This window comes from Bradyrhizobium sp. 154, assembly GCF_023073875.1.
Classification (GTDB): Bacteria; Pseudomonadota; Alphaproteobacteria; order Rhizobiales; family Xanthobacteraceae; genus Bradyrhizobium.
Genome location: NZ_JADPKG010000024.1, coordinates 101,632 through 127,732, shown reverse-complemented (window position 1 = coordinate 127,732; position 26,101 = coordinate 101,632). Strand labels below are relative to the sequence as shown.

Sequence of the window (26,101 nt, the reverse complement as noted above, 5' to 3'; positions counted from 1 at the left end):
TATGATATAATTATCGTCAGCCGGCCGGCGCGACAAGCAGGCCGCGACGAAAGCCTACAGCATCGGAAGGAGCAAGTATTGCGGACAAAAGTCGCAATCATCGGGGCAGGACCGGCCGGATTGTTGCTTGGGCAACTGCTGCACACATATGGCATCGACAATGTCATTCTGGAACGGCAGAGCCCAGATTATGTGCTCGGCCGCATCCGCGCCGGCCTGCTGGAGGAGGGCACCGTTGCGCTGCTCAACCAGATCGGCGCCGGATCGCGGGCACATGCTGAAGGCCTGGTGCATGAGGGCATCGAGCTCGCCTTCTCCGGCCGCCGTCACCGCATCGACATGAAGGCCGCGACTGGCAAGACGGTGATGATCTACGGCCAGACCGAGGTCACGCTCGACCTGATGAATGCGCGCAAGGCTGCAGGTCTCATTTCGGTGTACGAGGCCAGGGACGTGCAGCCGCATGATTTCGACGGTGCTCACCCGCGCGTCACCTATGTCAAGGACGGCATCACCCACACGATCGAATGCGATTTTATCGCCGGCTGCGACGGCTTTCACGGCGTCAGCCGCGCCAGTGTCCCAGCCACGGCGGTCGAGGAATTCGAGCGGGTCTATCCGTTCGGCTGGCTCGGCATTTTGTCCGAAACGCCCCCGGTCAGCCACGAGCTGATCTATTCCAATCACGCGCGCGGCTTTGCGCTGTGCACCATGCGCTCGACCAAGCGCAGCCGCTACTATGTGCAGTGCTCGCTCGAAGACCATGTCGACCAATGGCCGGACGAGCGTTTCTGGGACGAATTGAAGCGCCGGCTCGACCAGGAGGCGGCCGACCGCCTCGTCACCGGTCCTTCGATCGAGAAGAGCATCGCGCCCCTGCGCAGCTTCGTCGCCGAGCCGATGCGCTTTGGCCGCATGTTCTTGTGCGGCGATGCCGCGCACATCGTGCCGCCGACCGGGGCCAAGGGGCTGAACCTCGCCGCGAGCGACGCGCATTACCTGTCGAGCGCGCTGCGCGAATTCTATGACGAGAAATCCAGCGCCGGGATCGACGCCTATTCCGCCAAGGCGCTGGCGCGGGTCTGGAAGGCCGTGCGCTTCTCCTGGTGGATGACCTCGATGCTGCACAAATTCCCTGACACCGGCACCATCGGCGCTCGAATCCAGCTCGCCGAGCTCGATTACGTCACGCACTCGCAGGCCGCGATGACGTCGCTGTCGGAGAATTATGTGGGGCTGCCGTTCTAGGACGGTGCGTCCACATCGTCATTGCGCGCCAACGGGTCCGCGCGAAGCGCGGCCCGATGACAGGCTCCGCGAAGCAATCCAGAAATCTCCGCGGAGACAGTCTGGATTGCTTCGTCGCAAGGGCTCCTCGCAATGACGGCGGGATCGTTTCAAACGCCCGCGCAAATCCCGTTTAAAACTTTGTAGGTGATGCGTTCGTCACGTCCATCGCGTTCAATGCCAACGATCAGCAACGCGAGACAGCCATGACCGCACCCGATATCCCCGCTGGCTTCGAGCCGCTCTTTCGCAAGAGCCCTCTCACCGAGCCCTGGGAGCCGCTCTACGCGAAGAAGACCGACAAGGCCGTCATCATCGGCCTGCGGCTGGCGAAGCCGCACACCAACGGCCGCGGCCTGATCCATGGCGGCCTCATCACCGCGCTCGCTGACAATGCTATGGGCTATAGCTGCGCGCAGGCGACAGGCTGGACCACGTCGTTCGTGACGGTCTCGCTCTCGGTCGATTTCGTCGGCTCCGCCGAGATCGGCCATTGGTGTTCGATCGAGAGCGACGTGATCAAGACCGGCAAGACGATCTGCTTCGCACAGTGCCTGATCAAGGCCGACGATACCGTGATCGCGCGGGCGAGCGGGACGTTCCGCGTGGTGCCGAAGAGGGATGACCGTCATTCCGGGGCTCGCGAAGCGAGAACCCGGAATCTCGAGATTCCGGGTTCGGTCCCGCGGACCGCCCCGGAATGACAGTCATCATCATCATCCGAACCTCCATTGCGTCGTCTCCACTACGAGATCGATGAAGGCGCGCACCTTGGCCGAGAGCAGGCGCGAGGTCGGATAGACGATGTGGATCGGCAGTGCCGGCTGCTCATATTTCGCCAGCACGATTTTGAGCCGCTCGCGCTTCAGTCCTTCGGCGGCCTGATAGGCCAGCACCCGCGTCAGGCCGCCGCCGGCCTCGGCATATTGCAGCGCCGCGTCGGCGCTGTTGCTGATAAAGCGGGGGGCCGGCGTCACCTCGATGTCGCGGCCGTCGCGCAGGAAGCGCCATGCGGACCAAGGGCCGAACTGGATGGTCTGGTGCGAGACGAGGGCCTCCGGCGTCCTGGGTTCGCCGTGACGTTTGAGATAGCCGGGTGCGGCCACCACGATCCGCCGCATCTCGCCGACGTGGCGCGCGACGAGTGAAGAGTCTGCGAGATGGCCGATGCGGACGGCGGCATCGATGGCGTCTTCCACGAGATTGACGAGGTTGTCGGACAGCCGCAATTCGGCTGTGACTTCGGGATAGCGCTTGAGGTAGGCGGTCATTACCGGTCCGACATGAAGCCGGCCAAAGCCGACCGGCGCCGACACCACGAGACGTCCGCTCGGTCGGCTGCGCTCTTGCCGCGCCGAGCCGTCGGCCTCCTCGACGTCGGCGAGGATGCGGCGGGCGCGCTCGAGATAGCGGGTGCCGACGTCGGTCAGCGTCACCTGTCGCGTGGTCCGCTGCAACAGTCGCGCACCGAGATGTTCCTCCAGCGCAGCGATCAGCCGGGTCACTGCCGAGGGCGATAGGCGCAGCTTGCGCGCCGCCGGCGCGAAGCCGCGCAAATCGGCGACGGTGACGAAGACGTGCATGGCTTCCAAGCGATCCATGGCATTATTGCATATATTGCAACGGTGAAGTGTCAAGCGGCCAGATTGTTCTGGGCGTTGGCAAGTCCATCTTAGCTGGCGAAAGACGGAAGAATGCGCCGGAATTTCAGGAGACGTTCCGATGACAGCAGCCCACACCTATGCCAGCGACGTCGCCTTTTCGCCGGCGGTGAAGGCGATTCAGGCGCGCAAGGGCTCGCGAGAGGCCTATGCCCGCGCCGAGCAGCGCGGCTGGCGCACCGAGGTCGACGACAACCTCGCGGCGTTCCTCACTGAGGCCAACAGCTTTTACTTCGCCACTGCCTCGGCGGACGGCCAGCCCTACATCCAGCACCGCGGCGGCCCGAAGGGATTTCTCAAGGTGCTCGACAAGCAGACGCTCGCCTTCACCGACTATGCCGGCAACCAGCAGTTCATCACCCAGGGTAATCTCTCGGAGAATCCCAAGGCCTACATCTTCATGATGGACTACGCCCATCGCCGCCGGGTGAAGATCTGGGGTGAGGCGCGCGTCGTCGAGGACGACGAGGCGCTGATCGCGTCGCTGATGCCGAAGGGCTATCGCGCGCGGCCGGAGCAGGTGATCCTGTTCAAGATCGCGGCGTGGGACACCAACTGCCCGCAGCACATCCCGCAGAAGTTCGATGCGGCGGATGTGGCCGCTGCGCTGGCGGCGAGGGACGCGAGGATTGCGGAGCTGGAAGCGGAGGTTGCGGCGTTGAAGAGCGAGAAGGCGAGCTGAGCTTTTCGCCTGTCCTCGCTTGCCGGGAGAAGGGGGTGCTCCGCGATTGCAACTCGCAGTGATTTTGCGGAGCCAGCGCCGCAGCTATACAGGGCGTGCATATGCAGTGCACGATTCTGGTGGAGGAGTACCGACAGGCGACGATCGGGGAGTATTCGTCGCTCGTGAAGCAAACGGCGAGGCGCGAGTCCAACGTGCAAGCACATACACTGGCCATGTGCATCAAATGCGCGAAATTGCCAGGAGGCGATGTTCTTATTCGAGCTCAAGCAGGAGTTTTTATCGCGCGGACTGGGACCGCCAAGAGTGCTTTCAAGGCGCGCTCCTGCTTGACCATTTGCATGTTTGAGCTTCCCCAGCCAAAGCTCCAATCGATCGACCGCGAGCTCGATGATTCAATTCATGGCATTACTGCCGCCGCCACAAGATCGCCGCTGGCCAGACCTGGACTTTCTGCGGCGAGGTAAATCGCAGCGAGCGCAAGCACCGCGAACGCGGCATATCCAAGCAGGATCAATCCATCGTAACTGCGAGCCGTTAAATCGGAGGAAGTGTTTTGGATGCGATCTGCTATCGTCATGTCAATTACTCCCCGTTGAGAAACACAGTGGTCGCATGCCGAATGGAGCAGCGATGTGGGTTCGCGCGGAACGCTGGTTCGAAGTTTAGCGCGCGACTTCAATTCAATCCGCCAAATCGCACGATGCGGATGTGCTGTCCTGGCGAATTAAGTTGCATGACTTCAGTGTCCGTGGGTCCAGGCAGAAGGTATCCTACGCCGATGAGAGCGAACAGAACGGCGGAGTAGGCCAACGACCAGCCAATCTGCCATCTCCGCCAAAATCTGCGGTCCTTGGGACTTAGCTCGTAGAGGTACTTTCTCCGTTGAGGCTCCAAATATTCTCTCATTTGACGCTCCATCATCGGCCCCCGTCTTGCGGATCCCTGCTCGCCTCCACATCGTCAGACCGACAATGGTCAGACATCCGAGCGTGTTAAGCGCGAAAATGGTCGCCATCGCAGCGTCATGCGAGACGATCATGGCGTAGCTTACAGTCGCTATATTTGCGGCGGAGAACAGCAGCCAGGTAAAGACTGAAACTGCCTCGGCGCCATTGCTGTCGCGGTGGACGCGCACGATCTGGGGAAAATAGCCCAACAGTCTCGCTGTGTTCAAAAATGCGAATGCGCCAAACGAGTAATCTGCCAAAGTCATGTCTGCACTCCAAATATCCGAGTATCCTGCGCTTTTCTGTGAACCAGCTCATAAGGCTCGGGAGCAGAAGAGGCCAAATTTGTCCTTCACGTAGCTCTTCGAATTGCCGGCAAATCATCGGCAATGGGAGTTCCCAAATGTCTTGCGATCGTTGGCCTCTGCGCAAGATCGATCCGGGCACGGAATGTGCCAAAGGCAAGATCGATCCTGGCTCCCGCCCTTTGCACAAGTCTTCGCATCGGCCAGTTGTCGCTCGCGTAGATAAGATCAACGCTTCGAGCATCCATATTCAAGGCGTGAAGCATCGACGCATTCAGCAGGCGCCTGCCCATTCCACGCCGACGCGATCCTCGCTCTACCACCATCAGAAGCTCCATCACGTCGGAGCCGCCGCGCCGATAGAGCTCCAGCATCCCGCGAAGCCTCTGTTCGGAGAAGATTCCGAGCATGAGCGCAGCATTGTCGAGTGCGCTGATCGCATGAAGATCAAGCACCGCGTCAGAGACCGGCACGCCAAACCGGCGGCAGCGGGTCTCAGCATCGAGCGTGGACAAGAATGCCTGCACCAATGGAAGCTGCCGAATGTCGAGCTGACAGATGTCAGGATCATAGTGTTGGGGGTTGGACCACAACAGCACGTCCATGTCTGCTCGCGCGATTCCTCTAATCGCCGCCATTGGTGCCCCTTTGAGCGAATGCTGGAATTGCCCAAGTGTACCGATGTTCAGTTAACTTGGCCCGGTGCGGAAAAATTCCCGGTGGCCACCAGAAATCTTTTTCGCCGGGGCTTGGGAATAAACAACGGCGTCTTCGAGTCCAGTTGTGCCGTTAGATTCAAGTGCCGGGTAGGCCGTTCGTCGCGATTCAGGCAAGCGCCCGTTTTTGTCCAGCAAGAGCCCTGCAGCGGTGAGATGCGGCAATCTGCTTGCGACGCCTCATTTGCAGCGGAATAGTCCATTCGAATGAGGTTGGCTGCCGCTGCGGCCGGTACTCCGAGTTGCGAGGCTGCTTGTCCTTTGAAGAACGCTACAGCGAGCGTCCCCTTATTTTTCTGCAGACCGGGAATAATTGGTTCCATATTTGAGTTGATTAGGCAGGGGATGAGCTTGAACCCCAACGACGACAGGAAGAAATTCGCGACTGTCGTAGCGCCCTATCTCGCCGACGCGCATGCGTTTGCGCGCTGGCTCACGCATAACCGTGCAGATGCCGAGGACGTCGTCCAGGAGGCGTGCATCAGGGCGTTTCGCGCATTACCGCGGTTTTCGGGACCGAATGCACGCGCCTGGCTGCTGACGATAGTGAGGAATACTGCCTTCACCTTACTCAGGGAAAAAAAAGGCCGCGGCTTTGGTCAGCCTTGACGAACTGAGCGAGGGTGATCGCTCCATTGCCGAGCGGGGAGGTGAACTGGATGCGTCAGGATCACCGGAAGCAGCGCTTATTGCCGCGGCCGAGGCGGCGAAACTTGAAATGTTCATCGCGGCCCTGCCGCCGGAATTCAGGGAAGTACTGGTCTTGCGAGATATCCAGGGGCTCGAATATCGCGACATCGCTGACATCACGGGTAGTCCGATCGGAACCGTGATGTCGAGGCTTGCGCGAGCCCGCCAGAAGCTGATTGCAGGAATGAAGGAGGAGAGATGCTCATGACACTCTCCGACGACAATGACGTGCATCTCATTCACGCCTATCTCGACGGAGAACTCGACGTCACCGCCGCGCTCACAGTCGAGCGCAAGATCGCAAGCGACCCCGACTTGCGGAAGCTCGCAGATGAAGTTGGTGCCTTGAAGAAAGTGCTTGCCGAGAAATTCCCGCCGGAGCCGCTTCCGCCGCGGCTCCGATCGCGGCTCGAGGCCACCTTTGGGCTCCAAACGAGACAACGAACGCCCAGTTGGGCCAAGATGGCAGCCTCGATCTTGGTCGTAGCTGCCCTGTCAAGCACCTTGACGGGAATCGCACTCCGCGGGACCGCGCAGCGGGATATCGTCGTAGCCGAACTCTTCGACGGCCATCTCCGCTCGCTAATGGCAGCACGGCCCACCGATGTCGTTTCCTCGGACAAGCACACCGTCAAGCCCTGGTTCAACGGTCGGATCACGGAATCGCCAACGGTCGTTGATCTTGCTGCTCAAGGCTTCGAACTTCTCGGCGGACGCGTTGATGTCGTCGGCAGGACTCCGCTGTCGACCCTGGTATATCGCAGACGCGAGCACGTGATCAGTCTGACCGAAATCTCCGTGCATCATCACCTGGACGTGCCCTTCGAGTTGCGCACTGAGAATGGCTTCAATATGGTCAGATGGTCAGACCGTGAGCGATCCTACATCGCAATTTCAGATCTGAACGTGAAGGAACTCGAAGCATTTGTGAAGATGTTCCGAGGTAGTGCCAGCTAGTATCAAGCTGACCTGCGTGAACAAGCCTCATCGGACGTGGCAGTCAGCCGAAGGAGCCGCGGATGTCGTCGCTACGCCGGCAAAAACGCCGTGGGCTAAATCGGTACGAGAAATTGGGCGAGGAGCTATATGCGAAGGGGTACCGCGCGCGGCCCGAGCAGGTGATCCTGTTCAAGATCGCGGCGTGGACGCCAACTGCCCGCAGCACATCCTGCAGAAATTCGATGCCGCGGATGTGGCCGCTGCGCTGGCGGCGACGGATGCGAGAATCGCGGAGCTGGAGGCGGAAGTCGCGGCGCTGAAAGAGAAGGCGGCGGGCCGTTAGGCACGGATTTCGCAGCACCCTCCGCCGTCATGCCCACGAAGGCGGGGCATCCAGTACGCCGCGGCCCCTCGGTTCAATCACAACCGTCTCGGTACTGGATCGCCTGCCTTCGCGGGCGATGACAAGGGGGGCCGCCGAAGCCCCTCGAATCTACAACGCACTCTCGCCTTCGTGCTGGAAGCCGAGATAGCTGGCCGCGACGCGCTCGTTTGCCGCGATGTCGCTGGCCTTGCCGCTGAGCGCGAACTCGCCGAGCTCCATCACATAAGCCTGGTCCGCGATCTTCAGGGCGGCCTGCGCGTTCTGCTCGACCAGCAGGACGGAGACGCCGCTGGCGCGGAGCTCGGTGACGATGCGGAAAATGTCGGCGACGATGATCGGGGCGAGGCCGAGGCTCGGCTCGTCCAGCATCAGGAGCTTCGGCTCGCCCATTAGCGCACGGCCCATCGCGAGCATCTGTTGCTCGCCGCCGGAGAGCGTGCCGGCGAGCTGCTTGCGCCGCTCCTTCAACCGCGGAAACAGCGCGTAGACCCGCTCCATCGAGGCTTTCGCCCTGCGTCGCTCGATGCGGAAGGCGCCCAGCTCGAGATTGTCCTCGACATTCATGGTCACGAACAATTCGCGGTGCTCGGGAACGAGGCCGAGGCCCATCGCGACGCGGTCCTCGATATCGAGCTGCGCCAGATCCTGGCCCGCAAAGGCGACTCGGCCCTTGAGCGGCAAAATGCCCATAATGGCCAAGAGCAGCGTGGTCTTGCCGGCGCCGTTGGCGCCGACGATGGTGACGATCTGGTTGGCCCCAACCTCGAGCGAGACCGAGCGCACGGCCTCGACCTTGCCATAGGCGACATGTGCGTCGGTGACGGACAACAGCGCGCTCATGCCGCCACTCCGAGATAGGCCTTGATCACTTCGGGATCGCTCTTGATCGTCGCGGGTGTTCCCTCTGCGATCTTGGTGCCGAAATCAAGCACCACGATGCGGTCGGCGAGGTTCATCACGAAACCCATGTCGTGCTCGACCAGCAGCACGCTCATGCCGCCGTCGCGCAAGTCGCGCAGCAGGGTCGCGAGCCGTTGCTTCTCCATATGGCGCAGGCCGGCGGCGGGCTCGTCGAGCAGCAACAGCATCGGATCGACGCAGAGCGCGCGGGCGATCTCGACGATGCGCTGCTGTCCCAGCGACAGCGAGCCTGCAAGCTGGTGCATCTGCTCGGCAAGGCCGACACGCTCGATCTGGCGGGCGGCCTCGGCAAGCAGCTTGGCCTCGTCGGCACGGTCGAGCCGCAGCATCGAGGCGATCGGCCCCGAATGGCCGCGCAGATGCGCGCCGATCGCGACGTTCTCCAGGACCGTCATGTCGGGGACGAGCTTGACGTGCTGGAAGGTGCGGGAGATGCCGAGCTTGACGATCTCCTGCGGCGGCGCCTTGTCGACCTTGTTGCCGAGCACCGAGATCGAGCCCGAGGTCGCCGACAGCACGCCGGTGATCAGGTTGAACGTCGTGCTCTTGCCGGCGCCGTTCGGGCCGATCAGCGCGACGATCTCGCGGGCCTGGACGTCGAAGGAGACGTTGTTGACGGCGGCTACGCCGCCGAACTGTTTTCGCGCTTTTTCGACCTGGAGCAGAATGCCGGATGGGCCCGCAGCGCGAGTGCGTGATTCGAGCTTCAACGAGGTATCAGGCTTCCCGCCGCTGGTGCGCTCGGGCATGAACGACATGAACCAGGGCCAGAGGCCGCCGGGCGCGAGCTGCAGCAGCGCCACCAGCATGATGCCGAACACGATGGTCTCGACCTGACCGGAGCCGGGCAGGATCAGCGGCAGATAGCTTTGCAGCACCTCCTTCAGCACCACGACGATCGCCGCGCCGAGCACGCCGCCCCAGACATAGCCGGCGCCGCCGACGACCGCGATGAAGAGATATTCGATGCCGGCCTGGGCGCCGAACGGCGTCGGGTTCACCGCGCGCTGAAGATGCGCGTAGAGCCAGCCGGAGAGGCCGGCCAGCACCGCGGCATGGATGAACACCAGCAGCTTGGCGCGCGGCGTGTGCACGCCGAAGGCTTCCGCCGCGACATGGCCGCGCCGGAGCGCGCGGATGGCGCGGCCGGTGCGTGAGTCCAAGAGGTTCATCGTCAGCAGGGCCGAGACGATGACGGCGACCCAGATCGCGTAATAGATCGACCCGGGAGAGAGCATTTTGAACGCGCCGATCGACAGCGGTGGGATCGCCGAGATGCCGTCGTTGCGGCCGAGAAACTCCAGCTTGCTGAAGAGGTAGAACAGGCCGAGTCCCCAGGCGAGCGTGCCGAGCGGCAGGTAATGACCGGAGAGGCGGACGGTGATCAGCCCGAGCAGCACCGCGAGCGATCCGCTGACCACGAGCGACAACGGCAGCGTCAGCCAGGGCGACAGGCCGTAGCTCGTCGACAGCACCGCGGTGGTGTAGGCGCCGAAGCCGACGAACGCCGCTTGCCCGAACGAGGTCAGACCGCCGACGCCGGTCAGCAGCACGAGGCCCATCGCGACGAGGGCGGCAAGGCCGATATTGTCGAGCAGCACGATCCAGAACGGCGGCATGCCGGGCACAAACGGGATCGCCGCCATGACAAGCGCGAAGATGAGGATGGAAAGCCGGCTCTGCATCGCGCGTCAGTCCTTCTCTTCCTCGACCGCGGGCGCGGCGAGCGAGCGCAGCAGCAGCACCGGGATCAAGAGCATGAAAACGATCACCTCCTTGTAGTTGGAAGCATAGAAGGACGAGAACGCCTCGACGATGCCGACGACCAGCGCCGCGACGGCCGTCAAGGGGTAGCTGACGAGGCCGCCGATGATCGCGGCGACGAAGCCCTTCAGGCCGATCAGGAAGCCGGAGTCGTAGTAGAGCGTCGTGATCGGCACGATCAGGATGCCCGACAGCGCGCCGATGACGGACGCCAGCAGGAAGGCGATCTGCCCTGACAGCGTGGTGCGGATGCCGGCGAGCCGTGCCCCTAACCGGTTGACGGCGGTGGCGCGCAGCGCCTTGCCGTAGAGTGTCAGCCCGAAGAACAGCCAGAGACCGATGATGAAGGCAATGGTGATGGCGTAGACGGTGATGCTCTGGCCGGTGAAGCGCAGCGCGCCCGCGGTGAAGGCGCCGGACAGCACCGCCGGTCCGCGCTGGCCTTCGGCGCCGAAGAACAAAAGGCCCAGCCCCTGGAGCGCGAGGTGTACGCCCACCGATGCGATCAGCAGCACCAGCACGGAGGTGTGCGCCAGCGGTTGGAAGGCGATCCGGTAAAGATACAGGCCGATCATCGCCACGATCACCAGCGATAGCGCGATGCAGATTGCCACCGGCGGTTTCTGGGCGGCGAAGTAAACGGTCAGCGCCAGCACGATCGCCGGCAGCACGATGTTGGCAACGATGCTGCGCAGGATCAGCCGCCCGTGCAGCGCCTTGCGCGCCACGAACAGATCGAAGACGAAGGCGCCGATGCCCAGCGCCAGCGCGAGTTTTGCCGTGCCCGGCATCTGGCCCGCCGCCAGCGAGGCATAGGTCAGCGCGCCATAGGTGACGAATTCGCCCTGGGGAATGAGGATGACGCGGGTGACGGCGAACACCAGCACCAGCGCCAGGCCGAGCAGCGCATAGATCGCGCCATTAGTGATGCCGTCCTGCACCAGGAACAGCATGATGGTGGTATTCAAGACCGGACGCTCCCCCTAAAGATTACGGACCGGTCCCCCCATTGTGGTGGACGGTCCGCTCACAGCCATTGAAAAACGCTGGCGATATTTGATATGGTCCATAACAATTATCAAATATAATCTCAAGCGTGGCGCGGGCGATCGGGCCGAATTTAGCGGGATTACGAGCAAGAGGCGATGACCGTTTCCAAAACTGCTGAAAAGTCCTCCGAAAAGCCGGCCGACATGGCCAAGGGCCGCAAGGACGCGGCCGAGGCTCAGCCCGAGGCGCTCCAGCTCGGCGAGCTCTCGGAGCAGCTTGGCTACGTCTTGAAGCGGGCACAGCTCAAGGTGTTCGAGAATTTTTTGCGTTGCATGGCCACGCTCCAGCTCACGCCGGCGCAATTCTCGGTGCTGCTGCTGGTCGAGAAGAATCCGGGCCGTAACCAGACCGAGATCGCCTCCACCCTCGGCATTCTCCGGCCGAACTTCGTGGCGATGCTCGACAATCTCGAAAGCCGCGACCTTTGCGCGCGGATCCGCTCCACCAACGACCGCCGCTCGCATATCCTGGTCCTGACCGACAAGGGCAAGGCCGTGCTGACCCGCGCCAAGAAGCTCGTTGCCACCAAGCACGAGGCGCGGCTGAACGACCTGCTCGGGCAGGCCAACCGCGAAACCCTGCTCGCGATGCTCGCGAAAATCGCCAACGAGTTTTGAGGGGGCGGGGCCGCGTACCGAGCCGTCTCGTGGCAAGCCCAAGCCACATTCTCCGCTGTCATCGCCCCGGCTTGCCGTCTTCGCTAACGCTTCGCCGGCCCAACACCGAGGAGCCCGGCGAAGCTTTAGCGTAGCCGGGACCGGGCGATCCAGCATTCCAGAGCCGGCGCGGCTAAATCGAGAAGCCGCGGCGTACTGGATTCGCCGAAGGCGAGACCCGGTGGCGGGGAATGACAGCGCAGTGTGGAGAGCGACCTCAATCCACCAGGATCACGCGGATATCGTTCACATTGGTCAGCGTCGGGCCGGGCTGTAGCAGATCGCCGGTCGCCTCGAAGAACGTGGTCGCGTCGTTGTTGTCGAGATAGGCTTCTGGCTTAAGCCCCTGCGCCTTCATCTTGGCGAACGTGGCCGCGTCGATCAGCGCGCCGGCGGGGTCGGTGGGATGGCCGGCGCCGCCATCGGCGCCGTCGGTGTCGCCGGCCAGCGCCGAGATGCCAGCCGCGTCCTTTAAGAGGCCCGCGAGCGCCAGCGCGTATTCCTGGTTCGGTCCGCCGCGCCCGTGGCCGCGCACGGTCACCGTAAGCTCACCGCCGGAGAGGATCGCGACGCGCTTGCCTTGCGCGCGCGCTTGCAGCGCGAGCTTGGCATGATCGGCAGCGACCTCGCGGGCCTCGCCTTCGAGATCGGCGCCGAGGTCGATGGTCTCGTAACCGGACTCGCGCGCCAGCCTCACGGCCGCGTCGAGCGACTGCTTGGGCCGCGCGATCAGCTCGAAATGCGCGCGCGCGAAGGCGGCGTCACCGGGCTTGCAGCTTTCATTGGCGGGATCGTCGAGCGCGCGGCGCACGGCGTCGTCGATGTCGAGCTTGTATTTCGCCACGATCGCTCGTGCATCTGAAAGCGTGGTCGGATCCGGCACGGTCGGGCCGGAGGCGATCGCGGAAGGGTCGTCGTGCGGCACGTCGGAGATCGCCAGCGTGACGATCTCGGCGGCATTTTTGCCGGCACGCGCCAGCCGGCCGCCCTTGATCCGCGACAGATGTTTCCTGACCGTATTCATCTCGCCGATCGGCGCGCCCGAGCGCAGCAGCGCCTTGTTGACCGCCTGCTTCTGCGCGAAGCTGATGCCGTCCACCGGCGCGATCCAGTTCGCCGAGCCGCCGCCGGTGAGTAGCACCAGGAGCAGATCGTCCGGCCCGGCCTCGTCCGCGAGCGCGAGCGTGTCGGCCGCGCCTTTGAGGCCAGCCTCGTCAGGCACGGGATGGCCGGCCTCGACCACTCGGATGCGGCGCGTCGGCACGCCATAGCCATGGCGCGTGGTGGCGATGCCGACGAGGCGCTCCGGCGCGAGCTTCAAGGTGTCGAGATAGTGCCGCTCCGCGGCCGCGGCCATGGCGCCTGCGCCCTTGCCGGCGGCGAGGCAGATCACCCGTCCGTTGGGCGCCGGCCGCAGGTGCGGCGCCAGCACGACGTTGGGATGGGCGGCAGCAACGGCAGCGTCGTAGAGTGCGCGGAGCAGGGGACGGCGGTCGGTCATGACGAAGGCCTTGGGCAGGGTCTCGGGCGAAGCGATGGCGGCGATACCGCCGCTCCCCTGCCTACCGCATCGGGCGCCAAAGCGTAAGCGGGCACTGCCATCATTCGATTATGCAATCGCGTGATCATAATCGGCGCGCAAGCAAAAACCCCTGCGCGAGCCGCGCAGGGGTGTTCTCGTCATCTGTTTCAGAGGGCTAGCCGCCGGCTTCAGCGTTGATCACGTCGCCGAACAGCTCCCAGCGCTCGCCCTTGAAGCGCTGCAGCTGCAGCGAACTGATCGGCGCGAAATCGGTCGGCGAGGTGTTGATCTTGATGCCCGGCAGCAGCACCTCGGTGCGGAAGTCCTTCAGGCTGGCCGCCTGTTTCATGACATTCGCGCGCGTCAGCTCGTCGCCGCAGTTCTTCAGGACCTGGACCAGCGTCTGCGCAACGCCGTAGCCGACGATGGTGCCGCCGTCGGTCTTGTCGCCTTCGGGGAAGTATTTCGTCATGAAATCAAGAAATGCTTTCATCCCGGCGTCGTTGGCCCATTGCGTGTCTGTGGTGTCCTTCAGATAGGCCGCCGAGATGATACCCTGCGCGTTTTCGAAGCCTGCCGGCTTGATCACGCTTCCGACCGAGGCCGAGACGTTGTTGAGGAAGTGGGTCGGTTTCCAGCCGATCTCGGCGTTCTTCTTGATGGCCTGCGCCGCAAATTTCGGCGTGGTGATGTTGACGAAGACATCGGCGCCCGTCGCCTTCAGCTTGACGATGTGATTGTCAATGGTCGGTTCCGACGTCTCGTAGCTTTCCTCGGCTACGATCATGTTCGTGGCCTTCGAACCAAGCCCGTCCTTCAGGCCCTTGAGATAGTCCTTGCCGTAATCGTCGTTCTGAAACAGAACGGCAATCTTCGCGTTCGGCATCTCCTTCAGGATGTACTTCGCGTAGATCTGCGTCTCGCTCTGGTAATTTGGCTGCCAGCCCATCGTCCAGGGGAAGTTCTGCGGATCGTTCCACTTGGTGGCGCCGGTGGCGACGAACAGCTGTGGCACCTTCTTCGAGTTCATGTATTTCTGGATCGCCGAGTTCGGCGGCGTGCCGAGCGAGTTGAAGATGAGCAACACCTCGTCGCTCTCGACCAGCTTGCGCGCCTGCTCCACCGTCTTTGGCGGTGAATAGGCGTCGTCATAGCTGATGAAATTGATCTTGCGGCCGTTGATGCCGCCCTCGTCATTGATCTTCTTGAAATAGGCGGCTTCGGTCCGCCCGATGATGCCATAGGCGGAGGCCGGTCCGCTGTAGGGCATGATGTTGCCGATCTTGATCTCGGTGTCGGTCGCGCCGGTATCGTATTTTTTCTGGGCCGATGCAGTGGAGGCCGAGGTCGCAATGAGCGCGAGCGCCAGTGACGCGGCCGCAAATTTGCCGGTGACAGCGGGCATTCCTATCTCCCTATTTTCTTGGTGTGCGCGTCCTTCTTCTTGGCTTGATTGTTTTGGCGACGCTGCCGCAATTCAATACGATTTGTCCGAGAGCTTCAAGGAAAAGCCCCTGCGGCAAGGCCGCAGAGGCTTCGTCTTTAGTCGATTGGAGTTACATCTTTGGCGACTGGTTAAGGTTAGCCGCCGACGTCGCCGCTCAGGATCTCGCCAAATCGCTCCCAATGCTCGCCCTTGAAGCGGATCAGTTGCAGCTGCGAGAGGGGTGCGAAATCGGTGGGCGAGGTGTTAACCTTGATGCCCGGCAACAGGCCACCCGGCTCATAGTCCTTGATGCTGGCGGCCTGCTTCATGACGTTTTCGCGGGTCAGATTGTCACCGCAGGCCTTGAGCACGTGAACGAGGCCCTGGCTCACGATGTAGGCATACATGACTGAGGCGTCGGCGCGGTTCGCTTCCGGATAGTACTTGTCCAGGAACTCGTTCCAGGCGATCATCGCCGGGTCGCTCTTCCATTGCGCGTCGGTCGGGTCCTTGAAATATTGCGACGAGATGATGTCCTGCGCGTTCTCGAAGCCGGCCGGCTTGATCACGCTGCCGATCGAGCCCGAGACGTTGTTGAGGAAATGCAGCGGCTTCCAGCCGAGCTCGGCGTTCTTCTTGATCGCCTGCGCCGCGAATTTCGGCGTGGTGATGTTCATGAAGACGTCGGCGCCCGAGGCTTTCAGTCTCACGATGTGCGAGTCGATGGTCGGCTCGGAAACCTCATAGCTGTCCTCGATGACGATCATCGAAGCCGCCTTGGCGCCCAGCCCGTCCTTGAAGCCCTTCAGATAGTCCTTGCCGTAATCGTCGTTCTGATAGAGCACCGCGATCTTGGCGTCCGGTTTGTTCTTCAGGATGTATTTGGCGTAGATGATGGTCTCGCTCTGGTAGTTCGGCTGCCAGCCCATCGTCCAGGGAAAGTTCTGCGGATCGTTCCACTTGGTGGCGCCGGTAGCGACGAAGAGTTGAGGCACCTTCTTCTGGTTCATGTATTTCTGGATCGCCGAGTTCGGCGGCGTGCCGAGCGAGTTGAAGATGAGCAGCACCTCGTCGCTCTCGACCAGCTTGCGCGCCTGCTCCACCGTCTTCGGCGGCGAGTAGCCGTCGTCATAGGTGATGAAGTTGATCTTGCGGCCGTTGATGCCGCCTTCGGCGTTGATCTTGCGAAAAAAAGCTTCCTCGGTCTTGCCAATCACACCGTAGGCGGAGGCTGGTCCGCTGTAGGGCATAATGTTGCCGATCTTGATTTCGGTGTCGGATGCACCGGTGTCGTATTTCTTCTGCGCGGACGCTGTCGTGGACAGGGTTGCAGCCAGCACGAGGGCAGCCGAGAAGGCCCCCAATCGCACATGCATTGCAGGCATCTTGATCTCCCTAGGTAGGTTTGAATGTGCCGTGTTCTTGATTGGAAGCGATCGTTGCGCGTCGCTTCGGCACACATTGAATACCCTTCCCGGGCGGCCAGCAAGAGAACGCCCCGCCGGAGCTGTCGCAGCGGGGCGCTCTTTTTTTGAGGGGATGCGAAATATTCCGGCGCGCGAGATGGGATGCGCCGTCAATCAGCTGCGCACAGGTTGTTTTGGAAAGCACAGGCTATTTTGAATTGCCGCGCTACAGCGCTCAGTGTCCGATCTCGCTGGAGAGGATATCGCCGAACAGCTCCCACTTCTTGCCCTTGAAGCGCATCATCTGGAGCTGCTCGATCGGGGCGAAATCGTCCGGCGCGGTGTTGATCTTGATGCCGGGCAGCAGCGTATCGGGTTCGAAATCCTTCAGGCTTGCGGCCTGCTTCATGACGTTCTCGCGGGTGAGATCGTCGCCGCACATTTGCAGCACCTTCACCATGGTCTGCGCGGCGGCATAGCCGAACACCACGCCGGCATCCAGCTTGTTGGCCTTCGGGTTGTACTGGGCGAGGAAGTTGTAGAACTTCTTCATGCCGTCATCGGCGTTCCATTGCGGGTCGGAGCCGTCCTTGGTGTAGCTCGCCGACAGGACGCCTTGCGAGATCTCGAGGCCTGCCGGCTCCAGCACGCCGCCGACCGAGGCCGAAACGTTGGAGATGATCTGCATTGGATGCCAATTGATCTCCGCCGCCTTCTTGATCCCCTGCGCGGCGAATTTCGGGCTGGTGATGCTGATGAAGATGTCGGCGCCGGCAGCCTTCAGTTTCACGACGTGCTCGTCGACCGTCGGGTCCGACGTGTCATAGGCCTCTTCCAGCACGATCATCGAGGCCTTGCTGCCGAGCCCTTCCTTCAGGCCCTTCAGATAGTCCTTGCCGAAATCGTCGTTCTGATAGAGCACGCCTATCTTTCCGTCCGGCTTCTCTTTCATGATGTACTTGGCGTAGATCCGCGCTTCGCTCGTGTAGCTCGGCTGCCAGCCCATGGTCCATGGATATTGCTTGGGATCGTTCCACTTCGAGGCGCCGCTCGCCACGAACAATTGCGGCACCTTTTTCTCGTTCATGTATTTGCGGATTGCACTGTTGGTGGAGGTACCGAGCGAGCCGAAGATCAGCAGCACGCCGTCGTTCTCGACCAGCTTGCGCGCCTGCTCCACCGTCTTCGGCGGCGAATAGGCGTCGTCATAGGAGATGAACTTGATCTTGCGGCCGTTGATGCCACCCTCCGCATTGATCTTGTTGAAATAGGCCTCCTCGGTCTTGCCGATTGCGGCATAGGCGGAGGCGGGGCCGCCATAGGGCATGATGTTGCCGATCTTGATCTCGGTGTCGGACGCGCCCGTGTCGTATTTCTTTTGCGCCAGCGCCTCGCTGCTCATTGCAGTGCACAATGCGAGCGCGGCCGACAGGGCCGCAACCTGAAAACGAACGGCGGTCATGGTTCTCCCACCCCGAGCTGGATCGGCGCCGCATTGAACAAGATTGGCGTCTTCCGTCAACAAAAAGCCCCCGCGATCGTTCGCGGGGGCTCTCTTTAGGGCTCGGCTATCGCGTCAGCGTGTCACTCGGAGGCGACGTCGCCGCTGATGATCTCGCCGAACAGTTCCCACTTCTCACCCTTGAACCGCTGCATCTGAAGCTGCGAAATCGGGGCGAAGTCGGTAGCGCTGGTATTGATCTTGACACCGGGCAGCAGCGTGTCCGGAGCAAAGTCCTTCAACGATGCCGCCTGCTTCATGATGTTGGCGCGGGTCAGATCGTCGCCGCACATTTCCAGCACCTTGGCCAGTGTCGACGCTGCGCCATAGCCATAGACCATGCTGGTGTCCGACTTGTCGGCGCCCGGCATGTACTTGTCGACGAACTCGTTCCACTTCTTCATGCCGGGATCGTTGGCCCACTGCGGATCGGTCGAATCCTTGGCATAGGCGGCAGACAGCACGCCCTGGGCATTCTCGAAGCCGGCCGGCTTCATCACGCTGCCGACCGAGATCGACACGTTGGTGAGGATCTGGAGCGGCTTCCAGCTGAGCTCGGCGGTCTTCTTGATGGTCTGGGCTGCGAACTTCGGCGTGGTGTAGATCAGCAGCACGTCGGGATTGGCGGCCTTGATCTTGACGATATGGCCGTCGATCGACGGCTCGGAGACCTCGTAGCTCTCTTCCATGATGATCATGGACGAGGCCTTGGCGCCGAGTCCGTCCTTGGTGCCCTTGAGGTAGTCTTTGCCGAAATCGTCGTTCTGGTACAGGATCGCGACCTTGGCGTCCGGCTTCTCCTTCATCAGCCATTTCGCGTAGATCTGCGCTTCGCTCTGGTAGGAGGGCTGCCAGCCCATGGTCCAGGGGAAGTTCTTCGGATCGTTCCACTTGGTGGCGCCGGTTGCGACGAACAGTTGCGGGATCTTCTTGGCGTTGAGATATTTCTGGATCGCCGTGTTCGAGGGCGTGCCGAGCGGATTGAAAACCACCAGCACCTCGTCGCTCTCGACCAGCTTGCGCACCTGCTCGACAGCCTTCGGCGGCGAATAGCCGTCGTCATAGGTGACGAAGTTGATCTTGCGGCCGTTGATGCCGCCCTTGTCGTTGATCATCCTGAAATAGGCTTCTTCGGTCTTGCCGATGATGCCATAGGCCGACGCCGGACCGCTGTACGGCATAATATTGCCGATCTTGATCTCGGTATCGGACGCGCCGGTGTCGTATTTCTTTTGGGCGAGTGCAGCGCCGGAGGTGAGGGCAATGGCCGCCGTTGCCGTGACCAGCGCGGCGGCTCGCAGTGTTCTTCCAAAATGCAATTCGTTCTCCTTGGTTAAAACGACAGGCTTGACGAGAGGGATTCAGTTCTTTCTGAGCTTGCCGGCGAGTTGCTGGCCCAGAATCGCGACCTGCCTTGCGCCATGCGGCACGAGGTAGATGACGAGGAACAGGAGCACGCCGAATACCGCGCCTGAGAGGCCCTTGGAGATGCCCTCCGCGATGTTCGGCACGAAGATGATGAAGGCCGCGCCGACGATCGAGCCGGGCAGCCAGCCGACGCCGCCGACGACCATGCCGAGGAACAGCGAGATCGCGAGCGTGATGGTGTAGCTGTCGGGCGCCACGAACTGCACGGCGATGGCGCCGAGTGAGCCGGCGATACCGGTGATGGCCGCGGAGACGCCGAAGGCCAGCGTTTTGTAGAGCGCGACGTCCACGCCCATGGCGGAGGCCGCGATCTCGTTGTCGCGGATCGCCATGAAGGCGCGGCCCGAGCGGGAGCGCAACAGGTTCACCGCGAAGATGTAGATCGCGATCGTGACCACGAGCGTGAAGTAGTACAGCCACATGTCCTGCGACATCGGCAGGCCGAACGGCGCGTCCGGCTTGGTGACGACGAGGCCCTGCACGCCGCCGGTCCAGTGCTCGAGGAAGTTCAGCTTCAGAAGCTGCGGCATCGCGGTCGCGAGCGCGAAGGTTGCGAGCGCGAGATAGACCCCGGAAAGCCGCAGCGCCGGCTGCCCGAACAGGAAGCCGAAGGCGAAGCAGACCACGCCGGCAATCGGCAAGGTCTGCGCATAATTGACGTTGAAGTGCTCCATCAGCACTGCGGTCGTGTAGGCGCCGACGGCGTAGAACGCGCTCTGGCCGAGCGAGAACTGGCCCGAGCCGCCGGTCAGGATGTTCAGTGCCAGCACCGCAAGTCCGTAGATCAGGAGCATCGTCATCTGGAAGATGATGAAGTTCTTGACGAAGACGGGCGCGATGAGCAACGCCGCGAGCACCACCAGCGAGGTGCCGGTGCCCAGCGTCATGGCCCGTTTCGGAACGGCCTCGACGGCAGGGGCTTCCGTTACGACATCTTCAACTGCGCTCATGATCAAACTCGCTTGACGATGTGCCGGCCGAACAGGCCAGCGGGTTTGACGACCAGGACGGAGATGATCAGCGCGAGCGCGATCGGAAGCTTTAGCTCGTTGCCGACGCCGGGAATGTAGGTGCCGGCGAGATTCTCGAAGACACCGACCAGGAAGCCGCCGACCACGGCGCCGAACGGGCTGGTCAGCCCGCCGAGCACCGCCGCGGCGAAGCCGTAGATCAGCACGCCGCCCATCATGTTGGGCTCCAGGAACACGACCGGGGCGATCAGCATGCCGGCGATCGAGCCGATCGCCGAGGCCATGCCCCAGCCCAGTGCGATCATCCAGGAGGTGTTGATGCCGACGAGGCGCGCCGATTCAGGCACCGAGGCGGCAGCGCGCATGGCAAGGCCGATCCGCGTGTACTGGAAGAAGAAATAGAGCCCCAGCAGCAGCAGCACGGTGACGCCGATCATGCCGGCCTGGTGGGTCGAGATCAGCTGGCTGCCGAGGAACGGGGCGGAGCCGAACGGGGTCGGGTACTGCTTGATCGTGAAGTCCCAAATCAGGCCGGCCGAGGAGTTGATGATCGCGAACAGCGCGATGAAGCCGGCGACGTTGGTCAGCACCGGCGCCTTCGCCAGAGGCTTGAACAGGATGCGTTCGATCGCGATGCCGCCGATGAACGAGAAGATCAGCGTGATCAGAAAGGCACCCCAATAGGGCACGCCCCATTGCATCAGTTGCCAGGAGATGAACGTCGAGAACATCGCCATCTCGCCTTGCGCGAAGTTGAGATGGTCGATGGCCTGGTAGATCATGACAACGGCCAGCGCCATGCAGGCATAGATGGCACCGGTGGCGATGCCGGCCAGGACCTGGTTGGTAAAAAGCTCCATCGTCCCGGCTCCTTAAAGCTTGCTCAATTTGGATTGAGATGCTGCGGCATCAAAGCTCCACCTCTCCCGTTGGGAGAGGTCGCGCGGTTGGCGCGGGTGAAGGGTTAAGGTCTTTCGGGGAAGCTGCGCCCCCTCATCCGGATTGCTTCGCAATCCGACCTCTCTCCGTTGGGGAGAGGTGTACCCAGAGCGATACATTGTTGCCATCATCCGCTCCCTCAGTAACCCAGATAGGATTTGCGGATTTCTTCGTTGTTCGCGATGTCTTTCGCTTTGCCCGACATCACGATGCGGCCGGTCTCGATCACATAGGCCTGGTCGGCGAGTTCGAGCGCGAGCTGGGCGTTCTGCTCGACCACCAGGATCGACACTTTGTCCTCGCGGTTGATCTTGCCGAGGATGCCGAACAAATCGCGCACCACGAGCGGCGCGAGACCGAAGGAGGGCTCGTCCAGCAGCATCAGCCGCGGCCGCAGCATCAGCGCGCGGGCGACCGCGAGCATCTGCTGTTCGCCGCCGGAGAGCGTGCCGGCCTGCTGGGTGTGCCGCTGCTTCAGCACCGGGAAATGCGCGTACATGCGCTCGATGTCGGAGACGATGCCGGCGCTGTCCTTGCGGGTGATGGCGCCGAGCTGGAGGTTCTCCTCCACCGTCATGTTGGTGAAGGTGCCGCGGCCCTGCGGCACATGGGCAATGCCGAACCGCACGATGCTCTCGGTGGAGCGGTTGTTCAGCGGCTTGCCGTCGAACTCGATGCCGCCGGTCGAGCGCACCATGTTGCAGATCGCGCGCAGCGTCGTGGTCTTGCCGGCGCCGTTGGCCCCTAACAGCGTCACGAGCGAGCCTTCGTTCAGCGAGAAGGACAGGCCATGGAGCGCCTGGACCTGGCCGTAATAGGCACGCAGGTCCTTGACGTTGAGCAGCGTCGTCATTGGTCCTTGCTCCCGAGATAGGCCTTGATGACGTCGGGGTCCGCCTGCACCTGGGCGGGCGTGCCTTCCGCGAGCTTCTTGCCGAAATTGAGCGCGACGACGTGGTCGGCGATCGACATCACGAGACCCATGTGGTGCTCGACCAGGAGCACGGTCATGTGGCGATCGTCGCGGATGCGACGGATGAGGTCGCCGAGCACATGGACTTCCTCGTGATTGAGGCCGCCGGCGGGCTCGTCGAGCAGCAGGATCTTCGGGTCCGCCGCCAGCGCGCGCGCCAGCTCGACGCGCTTCTGCGTGCCGAAGGGCAGGCCGGAAACCACGGTGTGGGCAACGTCCTCAAGATCGAGATAAGCGAGGATTTCGTGCACCTTGTTGTTGACGCTGGTCTCGCTGCGCCGGACCCAGGCCAATCTCAGGGAGTCGCTGATGATGTCGCTGGAGGTCTTTGAATGGGCGCCGACACGGACATTGTCCATCACCGAAAGGTTCGGAAACAGCGCCACGTTCTGGAAGGTGCGGCCAATGCCGATCTCGGCGATCCGGTGCGGCGGCCGCGACAGGATGCTGACGCCCTCCATCAGGATGTCGCCGGACGACGGCTGGTAGAGCCGCGACAGGCAGTTGAAGAGCGTGGTCTTGCCGGCGCCGTTCGGGCCGATCAATCCCAGGATCTGCCCCTTGTGCATGTCGAAGGACACGCCGTTGAGCGCGATGATGCCGCCGAACACGACGCTGACGTCGCGAACCGCGAGCAGGGGCGATGTCCCCTGCGCGAGCTGTGCCTGCGTCATCTCGTCTCGCCCACACCGATCAGTGGGCGAAGGGGCGATGCGAACCGCTCCCGGTGATGACAAAGGCTATCTGAATCCCTCGGCCACACGCGCAACTTTTCCTCCTGATTTCAGCTTTTTGCTGACGTCTTTTTTTGAATGCGGCATCAGACCCCCGAGTGCCGCTTCGATGTTCCTTACCATCGCAAGCAGACGCGGTCCAATGTCGTTGATCAAACGCTCTTCCGTGAAACGGAATGCGGGCGCGCCGCAATTGAATGCGTAGGGTCCGGTTCCGTCGTTGAGCTTGAGCGCGACGCCGGCGGCACCGATGTCGTCGTGCCAGTCGCCGACGGAAATCGCAAAGCCATATTTCGCCACGGTCTCGCCGGAGCGTTCCAACCCGTCGCGCATCTTCGGCCAGCGGCTGCCGTAATGCTCGCGCAGCAGACGCGACAGTTCTGCGCGATCGTCGGCATCGAGCGCCCAGAAATAGGCGCGACCCATCGCGCTGGTTGCAATCGGCACGCGGGAGCCGACGTCAAGTTGAACGCCGACGGTCTCGCTGCCCCGGCTCTGCCCGAAATAGATCATGCTGTGGCGGTCGCGGCCGCCGACGGCGACCGCGCCGCCGGTCGCGCGCATCACTTCCTCGCGGAACGGTTCGGACAAATGCCGAACACCGAGATTGGCGAGCGCCGCATAGCCAAGCGACATCGCGGCCGGTGTGAGCTGGTACTTCTCGAAGCGGGGAACCGGCGCAAGATAACCGAGCTTCGTCAAGGTGTAGGTCAGGCGTGACACGGTCGGCTTCGGCAGATTTGTCCGCGCCGCGATCTCCTGATTGCCGAGAAGGCCGTCATTGGGTTCGAATGCGCGCAATACGTCCAGTCCGCGGGAAAGCGCGACGACGAAATTCCGGTCGGTCGCAGTCTTCTTTCCTGTACGCTTCATCCCTGATCTGCTTCTTGCGCGGAGTCGTTGACAACGTCCGTGCTTCAAAATAACCCTGCCGTCAAGATGCGGAATTAAATTCCGCAGCGCGAAATCGAACAAAGTTAATCCCACCAAGGAGGGACACCGTGAGCGAAGTGGTCAAGCTTGAGCGTCATGACGAAGTCGGCATCGTCACGGTCGACAGCCCTCCAGTCAATGCGCTGAGTGCCGCGGTCCGCAGCGGCATTTTGGAGTGCGTCAAGGCTGCAATCGCCGATCCCGGCATCAAGGGCATCGTGCTGACCTGTGCCGGCCGCACCTTCATTGCGGGTGCCGACATCACCGAATTCGGCAAGCCGCCGAAGCCGCCCGCCCTCAACGACGTGCTGTCCGAGATCGAGAACTCGCCGAAGCCGATCGTCGCCGCGATCCATGGCACCGCGCTCGGCGGTGGCCTCGAGGTCGCGCTCGCCTGTCATTACCGCGTCGCGGTGAAAGAGGCCAAGCTCGGCCTGCCCGAGGTGAAGCTCGGCCTGTTGCCGGGCGCGGGCGGCACCCAGCGCCTGCCGCGCGCGGTCGGTCCCGAGCTCGCGGTCAAGATGATCGTCGGCGGCGATCCCATTGGCGCAGCGGAGGCGCTGAAGAACGGGTTGATCGAGGAGATCATCGAGGGCCCGGCGTCGGGCGGCGAAGCCTTCGTCCGCAAGCTGCTGGCCGAGAAGCGTCCGCTGCGGCGCCTGCGCGATGACGATTCCAAGCTCGCGGCCGCCAAGGCCGATCGTTCCATCTTCACCAATGCGGTCGCGGCCATGACCAAGAAGTCGCGCGGCCTGGAAGCGCCGTTCGCAGCGGCCGACGCCGTCGGCTACGCCATCGACCTGCCGTTCGACGAGGGCCTAAAGAAGGAGCGCGAAGGCTTCCTCAAGCTCGTCGCCAGCGACCAGTCCAAGGCGCAGCGCTATGCCTTTTTCGCCGAGCGCGAAGCCGCCAAGATCGCGGGGATCCCTGAAGGCACCAAGCCGCGCCCGGTCAACCGTGTCGCCATCCTCGGCGCCGGTACCATGGGCGGCGGCATTGCGATGTCGTTTGCCAATGCGGGCATTCCCGTCACCCTGATTGAGACCGGGGAAGAGCAGCTCAAGCGCGGCATGGGCGTCATGCAAAAGAACTGGGAAGCGACCGCGGCACGCGGCGGCATCCCGGCCGATGCGCCTGCCAAGCGCATGGCGCTGATCAACGGCAAGGTCGGGATCGAGAACGTCGGCGATGCCGACCTCGTCATCGAGGCCGTGTTCGAGACCATGGCGGTGAAGAAGGAAGTGTTCGGCAAGCTCGACCAGTTCGCCAAGCCCGGCGCGGTGCTCGCCTCCAACACCTCGTATCTCAACATCGACGAGATCGCGAAGTCGACCAAGCGTCCGCAGGACGTTCTCGGGATGCACTTCTTCTCGCCGGCCAACGTCATGAAGCTGTGCGAGATCGTGCGCGCCGAGAAGACCGCGCCCGATGCGCTGGTCACCGCTGTCAATATCGCACGCAAGATCGCAAAGGTGCCGGCCGTGGTCGGCGTGTGCGACGGCTTCGTCGGCAACCGCATGCTGGCGCAGCGCGGCAAGCAGTCCGAGAAGCTGCTGTTCGAAGGCGCTTTGCCGCAGCAGGTCGATGCCGTCGTGACCAAGTTCGGCATGCCGATGGGACCGTTCGCGATGGGCGATCTCGCCGGCCTCGACATCGGCTGGCGCTCGCGGAAAGATCGCGGCATCAAGTCGGAGATCGCGGATGCGCTCTGCGAAGCCGGCCGCTTCGGCCAGAAGACCGGCAAGGGCTACTACAAGTATGAAGGCGGCAGCCGCGCGCCGCTGCCCGATCCCGAGGTCGAGAAGCTGATCGACGAGACACTGGCCCGTCTCGGCCGCAAGAAGCGTGTCGTCAGCGACGAGGAGATCCTCGAGCGCATGATGTATCCGATGATCAACGAGGGCGCGAAGATCCTCGAAGAGGGCATTGCGGTACGCCCCTCCGACATCGACGTGGTCTGGCTCTACGGCTATGGCTGGCCGATCTACCGCGGCGGCCCGATGTTCTGGGCCGACAGCGTCGGCCTCAAGCACATCGCCGACCGCTTGTCGTTCTACGCCAAAGAGACCAACGACCCGAGCCTTGAGCCCGCGCCGCTCCTGAAGAAGCTCGCGGATGAGGGCAAGACGTTCGCGTCGCTGGCGGCTGCGTCGAAGGCGGCTTGATGGAGCTTCGCGCTCCAATTCTCAGTCATTCCGGGGCGCCCGCAGGGCGAACCCGGAACCTCAAGATTCCGGGTTCGATGCTTCGCATCGGCCCGGA

At 62.6% G+C, this 26,101-nt stretch carries 24 protein-coding genes and 2 pseudogenes; 9 read left to right on the top strand and 17 right to left on the bottom strand.

What is annotated here, in order from left to right:
- Window positions 1–78: 78 nt before the first annotated feature.
- Together pobA and IVA92_RS04230 are read left to right on the top strand one after the other, a co-directional pair.
- Window positions 79–1,248 carry a 4-hydroxybenzoate 3-monooxygenase gene (pobA, locus tag IVA92_RS04235; RefSeq protein ID WP_247277890.1) on the top strand — a complete coding sequence of 390 codons (1,170 nt, stop codon included), beginning with the start codon at window positions 79–81 and terminating at the stop codon, window positions 1,246–1,248.
- Window positions 1,249–1,493: 245 nt separating this feature from the next.
- Window positions 1,494–1,907, top strand: a pseudogene (locus tag IVA92_RS04230) (PaaI family thioesterase); the annotation flags it as partial.
- Between the two features lie 96 nt (window positions 1,908–2,003).
- Here IVA92_RS04230 and IVA92_RS04225 read toward each other — a convergent pair.
- Complete coding sequence (locus IVA92_RS04225) at window positions 2,004–2,888, bottom strand: LysR family transcriptional regulator (protein ID WP_247277889.1); 885 nt, start codon at window positions 2,886–2,888, stop codon at window positions 2,004–2,006.
- A 121-nt stretch (window positions 2,889–3,009) separates the two neighbouring features.
- On the opposite strand from IVA92_RS04225, the gene IVA92_RS04220 reads away from it, so the two are divergent.
- On the top strand, window positions 3,010–3,630 hold the full coding sequence (locus IVA92_RS04220; protein WP_247277888.1) for a pyridoxamine 5'-phosphate oxidase family protein: 621 nt from the start codon (window positions 3,010–3,012) through the stop codon (window positions 3,628–3,630).
- Between the two features lie 400 nt (window positions 3,631–4,030).
- Here IVA92_RS04220 and IVA92_RS04215 read toward each other — a convergent pair whose 3' ends face one another.
- The 3 genes from IVA92_RS04215 to IVA92_RS04205 form a co-directional block, all read right to left on the bottom strand.
- Window positions 4,031–4,210 carry a hypothetical protein gene (locus IVA92_RS04215; RefSeq protein ID WP_247277887.1) on the bottom strand — a complete coding sequence of 60 codons (180 nt, stop codon included), beginning with the start codon at window positions 4,208–4,210 and terminating at the stop codon, window positions 4,031–4,033.
- 162 nt (window positions 4,211–4,372) lie between these two features.
- Window positions 4,373–4,846, bottom strand: coding sequence for a hypothetical protein (locus tag IVA92_RS04210; protein ID WP_247277886.1), 474 nt, complete (start codon window positions 4,844–4,846; stop codon window positions 4,373–4,375).
- A gap of 86 nt (window positions 4,847–4,932) precedes the next feature.
- On the bottom strand, window positions 4,933–5,490 hold the full coding sequence (locus IVA92_RS04205) for a GNAT family N-acetyltransferase (protein WP_247277885.1): 558 nt from the start codon (window positions 5,488–5,490) through the stop codon (window positions 4,933–4,935).
- Between the two features lie 462 nt (window positions 5,491–5,952).
- Here IVA92_RS04205 and IVA92_RS35920 point away from each other — a divergent pair, with 462 nt between their 5' ends.
- The 4 genes and pseudogenes from IVA92_RS35920 to IVA92_RS04190 all read left to right on the top strand — a co-directional run.
- Window positions 5,953–6,210 (top strand): sigma-70 family RNA polymerase sigma factor, encoded by a 258-nt coding sequence (locus tag IVA92_RS35920; RefSeq protein ID WP_346015510.1) that lies wholly within the window; start codon window positions 5,953–5,955, stop codon window positions 6,208–6,210.
- Window positions 6,197–6,499 carry a sigma-70 family RNA polymerase sigma factor gene (locus IVA92_RS35915; protein ID WP_346015509.1) on the top strand — a complete coding sequence of 101 codons (303 nt, stop codon included), beginning with the start codon at window positions 6,197–6,199 and terminating at the stop codon, window positions 6,497–6,499. Before IVA92_RS35920 ends, IVA92_RS35915 begins: the two co-directional genes overlap by 14 nt.
- On the top strand, window positions 6,496–7,248 hold the full coding sequence (locus IVA92_RS04195) for an anti-sigma factor (protein WP_247277884.1): 753 nt from the start codon (window positions 6,496–6,498) through the stop codon (window positions 7,246–7,248). Before IVA92_RS35915 ends, IVA92_RS04195 begins: the two co-directional genes overlap by 4 nt.
- A gap of 134 nt (window positions 7,249–7,382) precedes the next feature.
- A pseudogene (locus tag IVA92_RS04190) lies at window positions 7,383–7,573 on the top strand (pyridoxamine 5'-phosphate oxidase); the annotation flags it as partial.
- Window positions 7,574–7,723: 150 nt separating this feature from the next.
- On the opposite strand, the gene IVA92_RS04185 reads toward IVA92_RS04190, so the two are convergent.
- Genes IVA92_RS04185 through IVA92_RS04175 form a run of 3 tightly spaced genes read right to left on the bottom strand, consistent with a single transcriptional unit; the run spans window position 7,724 to window position 11,268 of the window.
- Entirely contained in the window at window positions 7,724–8,455 is a 732-nt protein-coding gene (locus IVA92_RS04185; protein ID WP_247277883.1) for an ABC transporter ATP-binding protein, read from the bottom strand.
- Complete coding sequence (locus IVA92_RS04180) at window positions 8,452–10,221, bottom strand: branched-chain amino acid ABC transporter ATP-binding protein/permease (RefSeq protein WP_247277882.1); 1,770 nt, start codon at window positions 10,219–10,221, stop codon at window positions 8,452–8,454. Before IVA92_RS04180 ends, IVA92_RS04185 begins: the two co-directional genes overlap by 4 nt.
- A gap of 6 nt (window positions 10,222–10,227) precedes the next feature.
- Window positions 10,228–11,268, bottom strand: a complete 1,041-nt coding sequence (locus IVA92_RS04175) for a branched-chain amino acid ABC transporter permease (RefSeq protein WP_247277881.1) — start codon at window positions 11,266–11,268, stop codon at window positions 10,228–10,230.
- Between the two features lie 177 nt (window positions 11,269–11,445).
- On the opposite strand from IVA92_RS04175, the gene IVA92_RS04170 reads away from it, so the two are divergent.
- Window positions 11,446–11,967, top strand: coding sequence for a MarR family transcriptional regulator (locus IVA92_RS04170; RefSeq protein ID WP_247277880.1), 522 nt, complete (start codon window positions 11,446–11,448; stop codon window positions 11,965–11,967).
- 256 nt (window positions 11,968–12,223) lie between these two features.
- On the opposite strand, the gene IVA92_RS04165 is transcribed toward IVA92_RS04170, so the two are convergent.
- The 10 genes from IVA92_RS04165 to IVA92_RS04120 all read right to left on the bottom strand — a co-directional run bounded on the left by IVA92_RS04165 (window position 12,224) and on the right by IVA92_RS04120 (window position 23,779).
- On the bottom strand, window positions 12,224–13,507 hold the full coding sequence (locus IVA92_RS04165) for a glycerate kinase (protein WP_247277879.1): 1,284 nt from the start codon (window positions 13,505–13,507) through the stop codon (window positions 12,224–12,226).
- Between the two features lie 196 nt (window positions 13,508–13,703).
- Window positions 13,704–14,933 (bottom strand): ABC transporter substrate-binding protein, encoded by a 1,230-nt coding sequence (locus IVA92_RS04160; protein WP_247277878.1) that lies wholly within the window; start codon window positions 14,931–14,933, stop codon window positions 13,704–13,706.
- Between the two features lie 176 nt (window positions 14,934–15,109).
- Entirely contained in the window at window positions 15,110–16,339 is a 1,230-nt protein-coding gene (locus IVA92_RS04155) for an ABC transporter substrate-binding protein (RefSeq protein ID WP_247277877.1), read from the bottom strand.
- Window positions 16,340–16,595: 256 nt separating this feature from the next.
- Complete coding sequence (locus tag IVA92_RS04150; protein WP_247277876.1) at window positions 16,596–17,822, bottom strand: ABC transporter substrate-binding protein; 1,227 nt, start codon at window positions 17,820–17,822, stop codon at window positions 16,596–16,598.
- 122 nt (window positions 17,823–17,944) lie between these two features.
- On the bottom strand, window positions 17,945–19,180 hold the full coding sequence (locus IVA92_RS04145) for an ABC transporter substrate-binding protein (RefSeq protein WP_247277875.1): 1,236 nt from the start codon (window positions 19,178–19,180) through the stop codon (window positions 17,945–17,947).
- A gap of 42 nt (window positions 19,181–19,222) precedes the next feature.
- Window positions 19,223–20,239 carry a branched-chain amino acid ABC transporter permease gene (locus IVA92_RS04140; RefSeq protein ID WP_247277874.1) on the bottom strand — a complete coding sequence of 339 codons (1,017 nt, stop codon included), beginning with the start codon at window positions 20,237–20,239 and terminating at the stop codon, window positions 19,223–19,225.
- Window positions 20,240–20,241: 2 nt separating this feature from the next.
- Complete coding sequence (locus IVA92_RS04135; RefSeq protein WP_247277873.1) at window positions 20,242–21,120, bottom strand: branched-chain amino acid ABC transporter permease; 879 nt, start codon at window positions 21,118–21,120, stop codon at window positions 20,242–20,244.
- Window positions 21,121–21,338: 218 nt separating this feature from the next.
- Entirely contained in the window at window positions 21,339–22,052 is a 714-nt protein-coding gene (locus tag IVA92_RS04130; RefSeq protein ID WP_247277872.1) for an ABC transporter ATP-binding protein, read from the bottom strand.
- Entirely contained in the window at window positions 22,049–22,846 is a 798-nt protein-coding gene (locus IVA92_RS04125; RefSeq protein WP_247277871.1) for an ABC transporter ATP-binding protein, read from the bottom strand. Before IVA92_RS04125 ends, IVA92_RS04130 begins: the two co-directional genes overlap by 4 nt.
- Window positions 22,847–22,912: 66 nt before the next feature.
- Window positions 22,913–23,779, bottom strand: coding sequence for an IclR family transcriptional regulator (locus tag IVA92_RS04120; protein WP_247277870.1), 867 nt, complete (start codon window positions 23,777–23,779; stop codon window positions 22,913–22,915).
- A gap of 128 nt (window positions 23,780–23,907) precedes the next feature.
- On the opposite strand from IVA92_RS04120, the gene IVA92_RS04115 reads away from it, so the two are divergent.
- On the top strand, window positions 23,908–26,004 hold the full coding sequence (locus tag IVA92_RS04115; RefSeq protein WP_247277869.1) for a 3-hydroxyacyl-CoA dehydrogenase NAD-binding domain-containing protein: 2,097 nt from the start codon (window positions 23,908–23,910) through the stop codon (window positions 26,002–26,004).
- The last annotated feature ends 97 nt before the right edge of the window (window positions 26,005–26,101 follow it).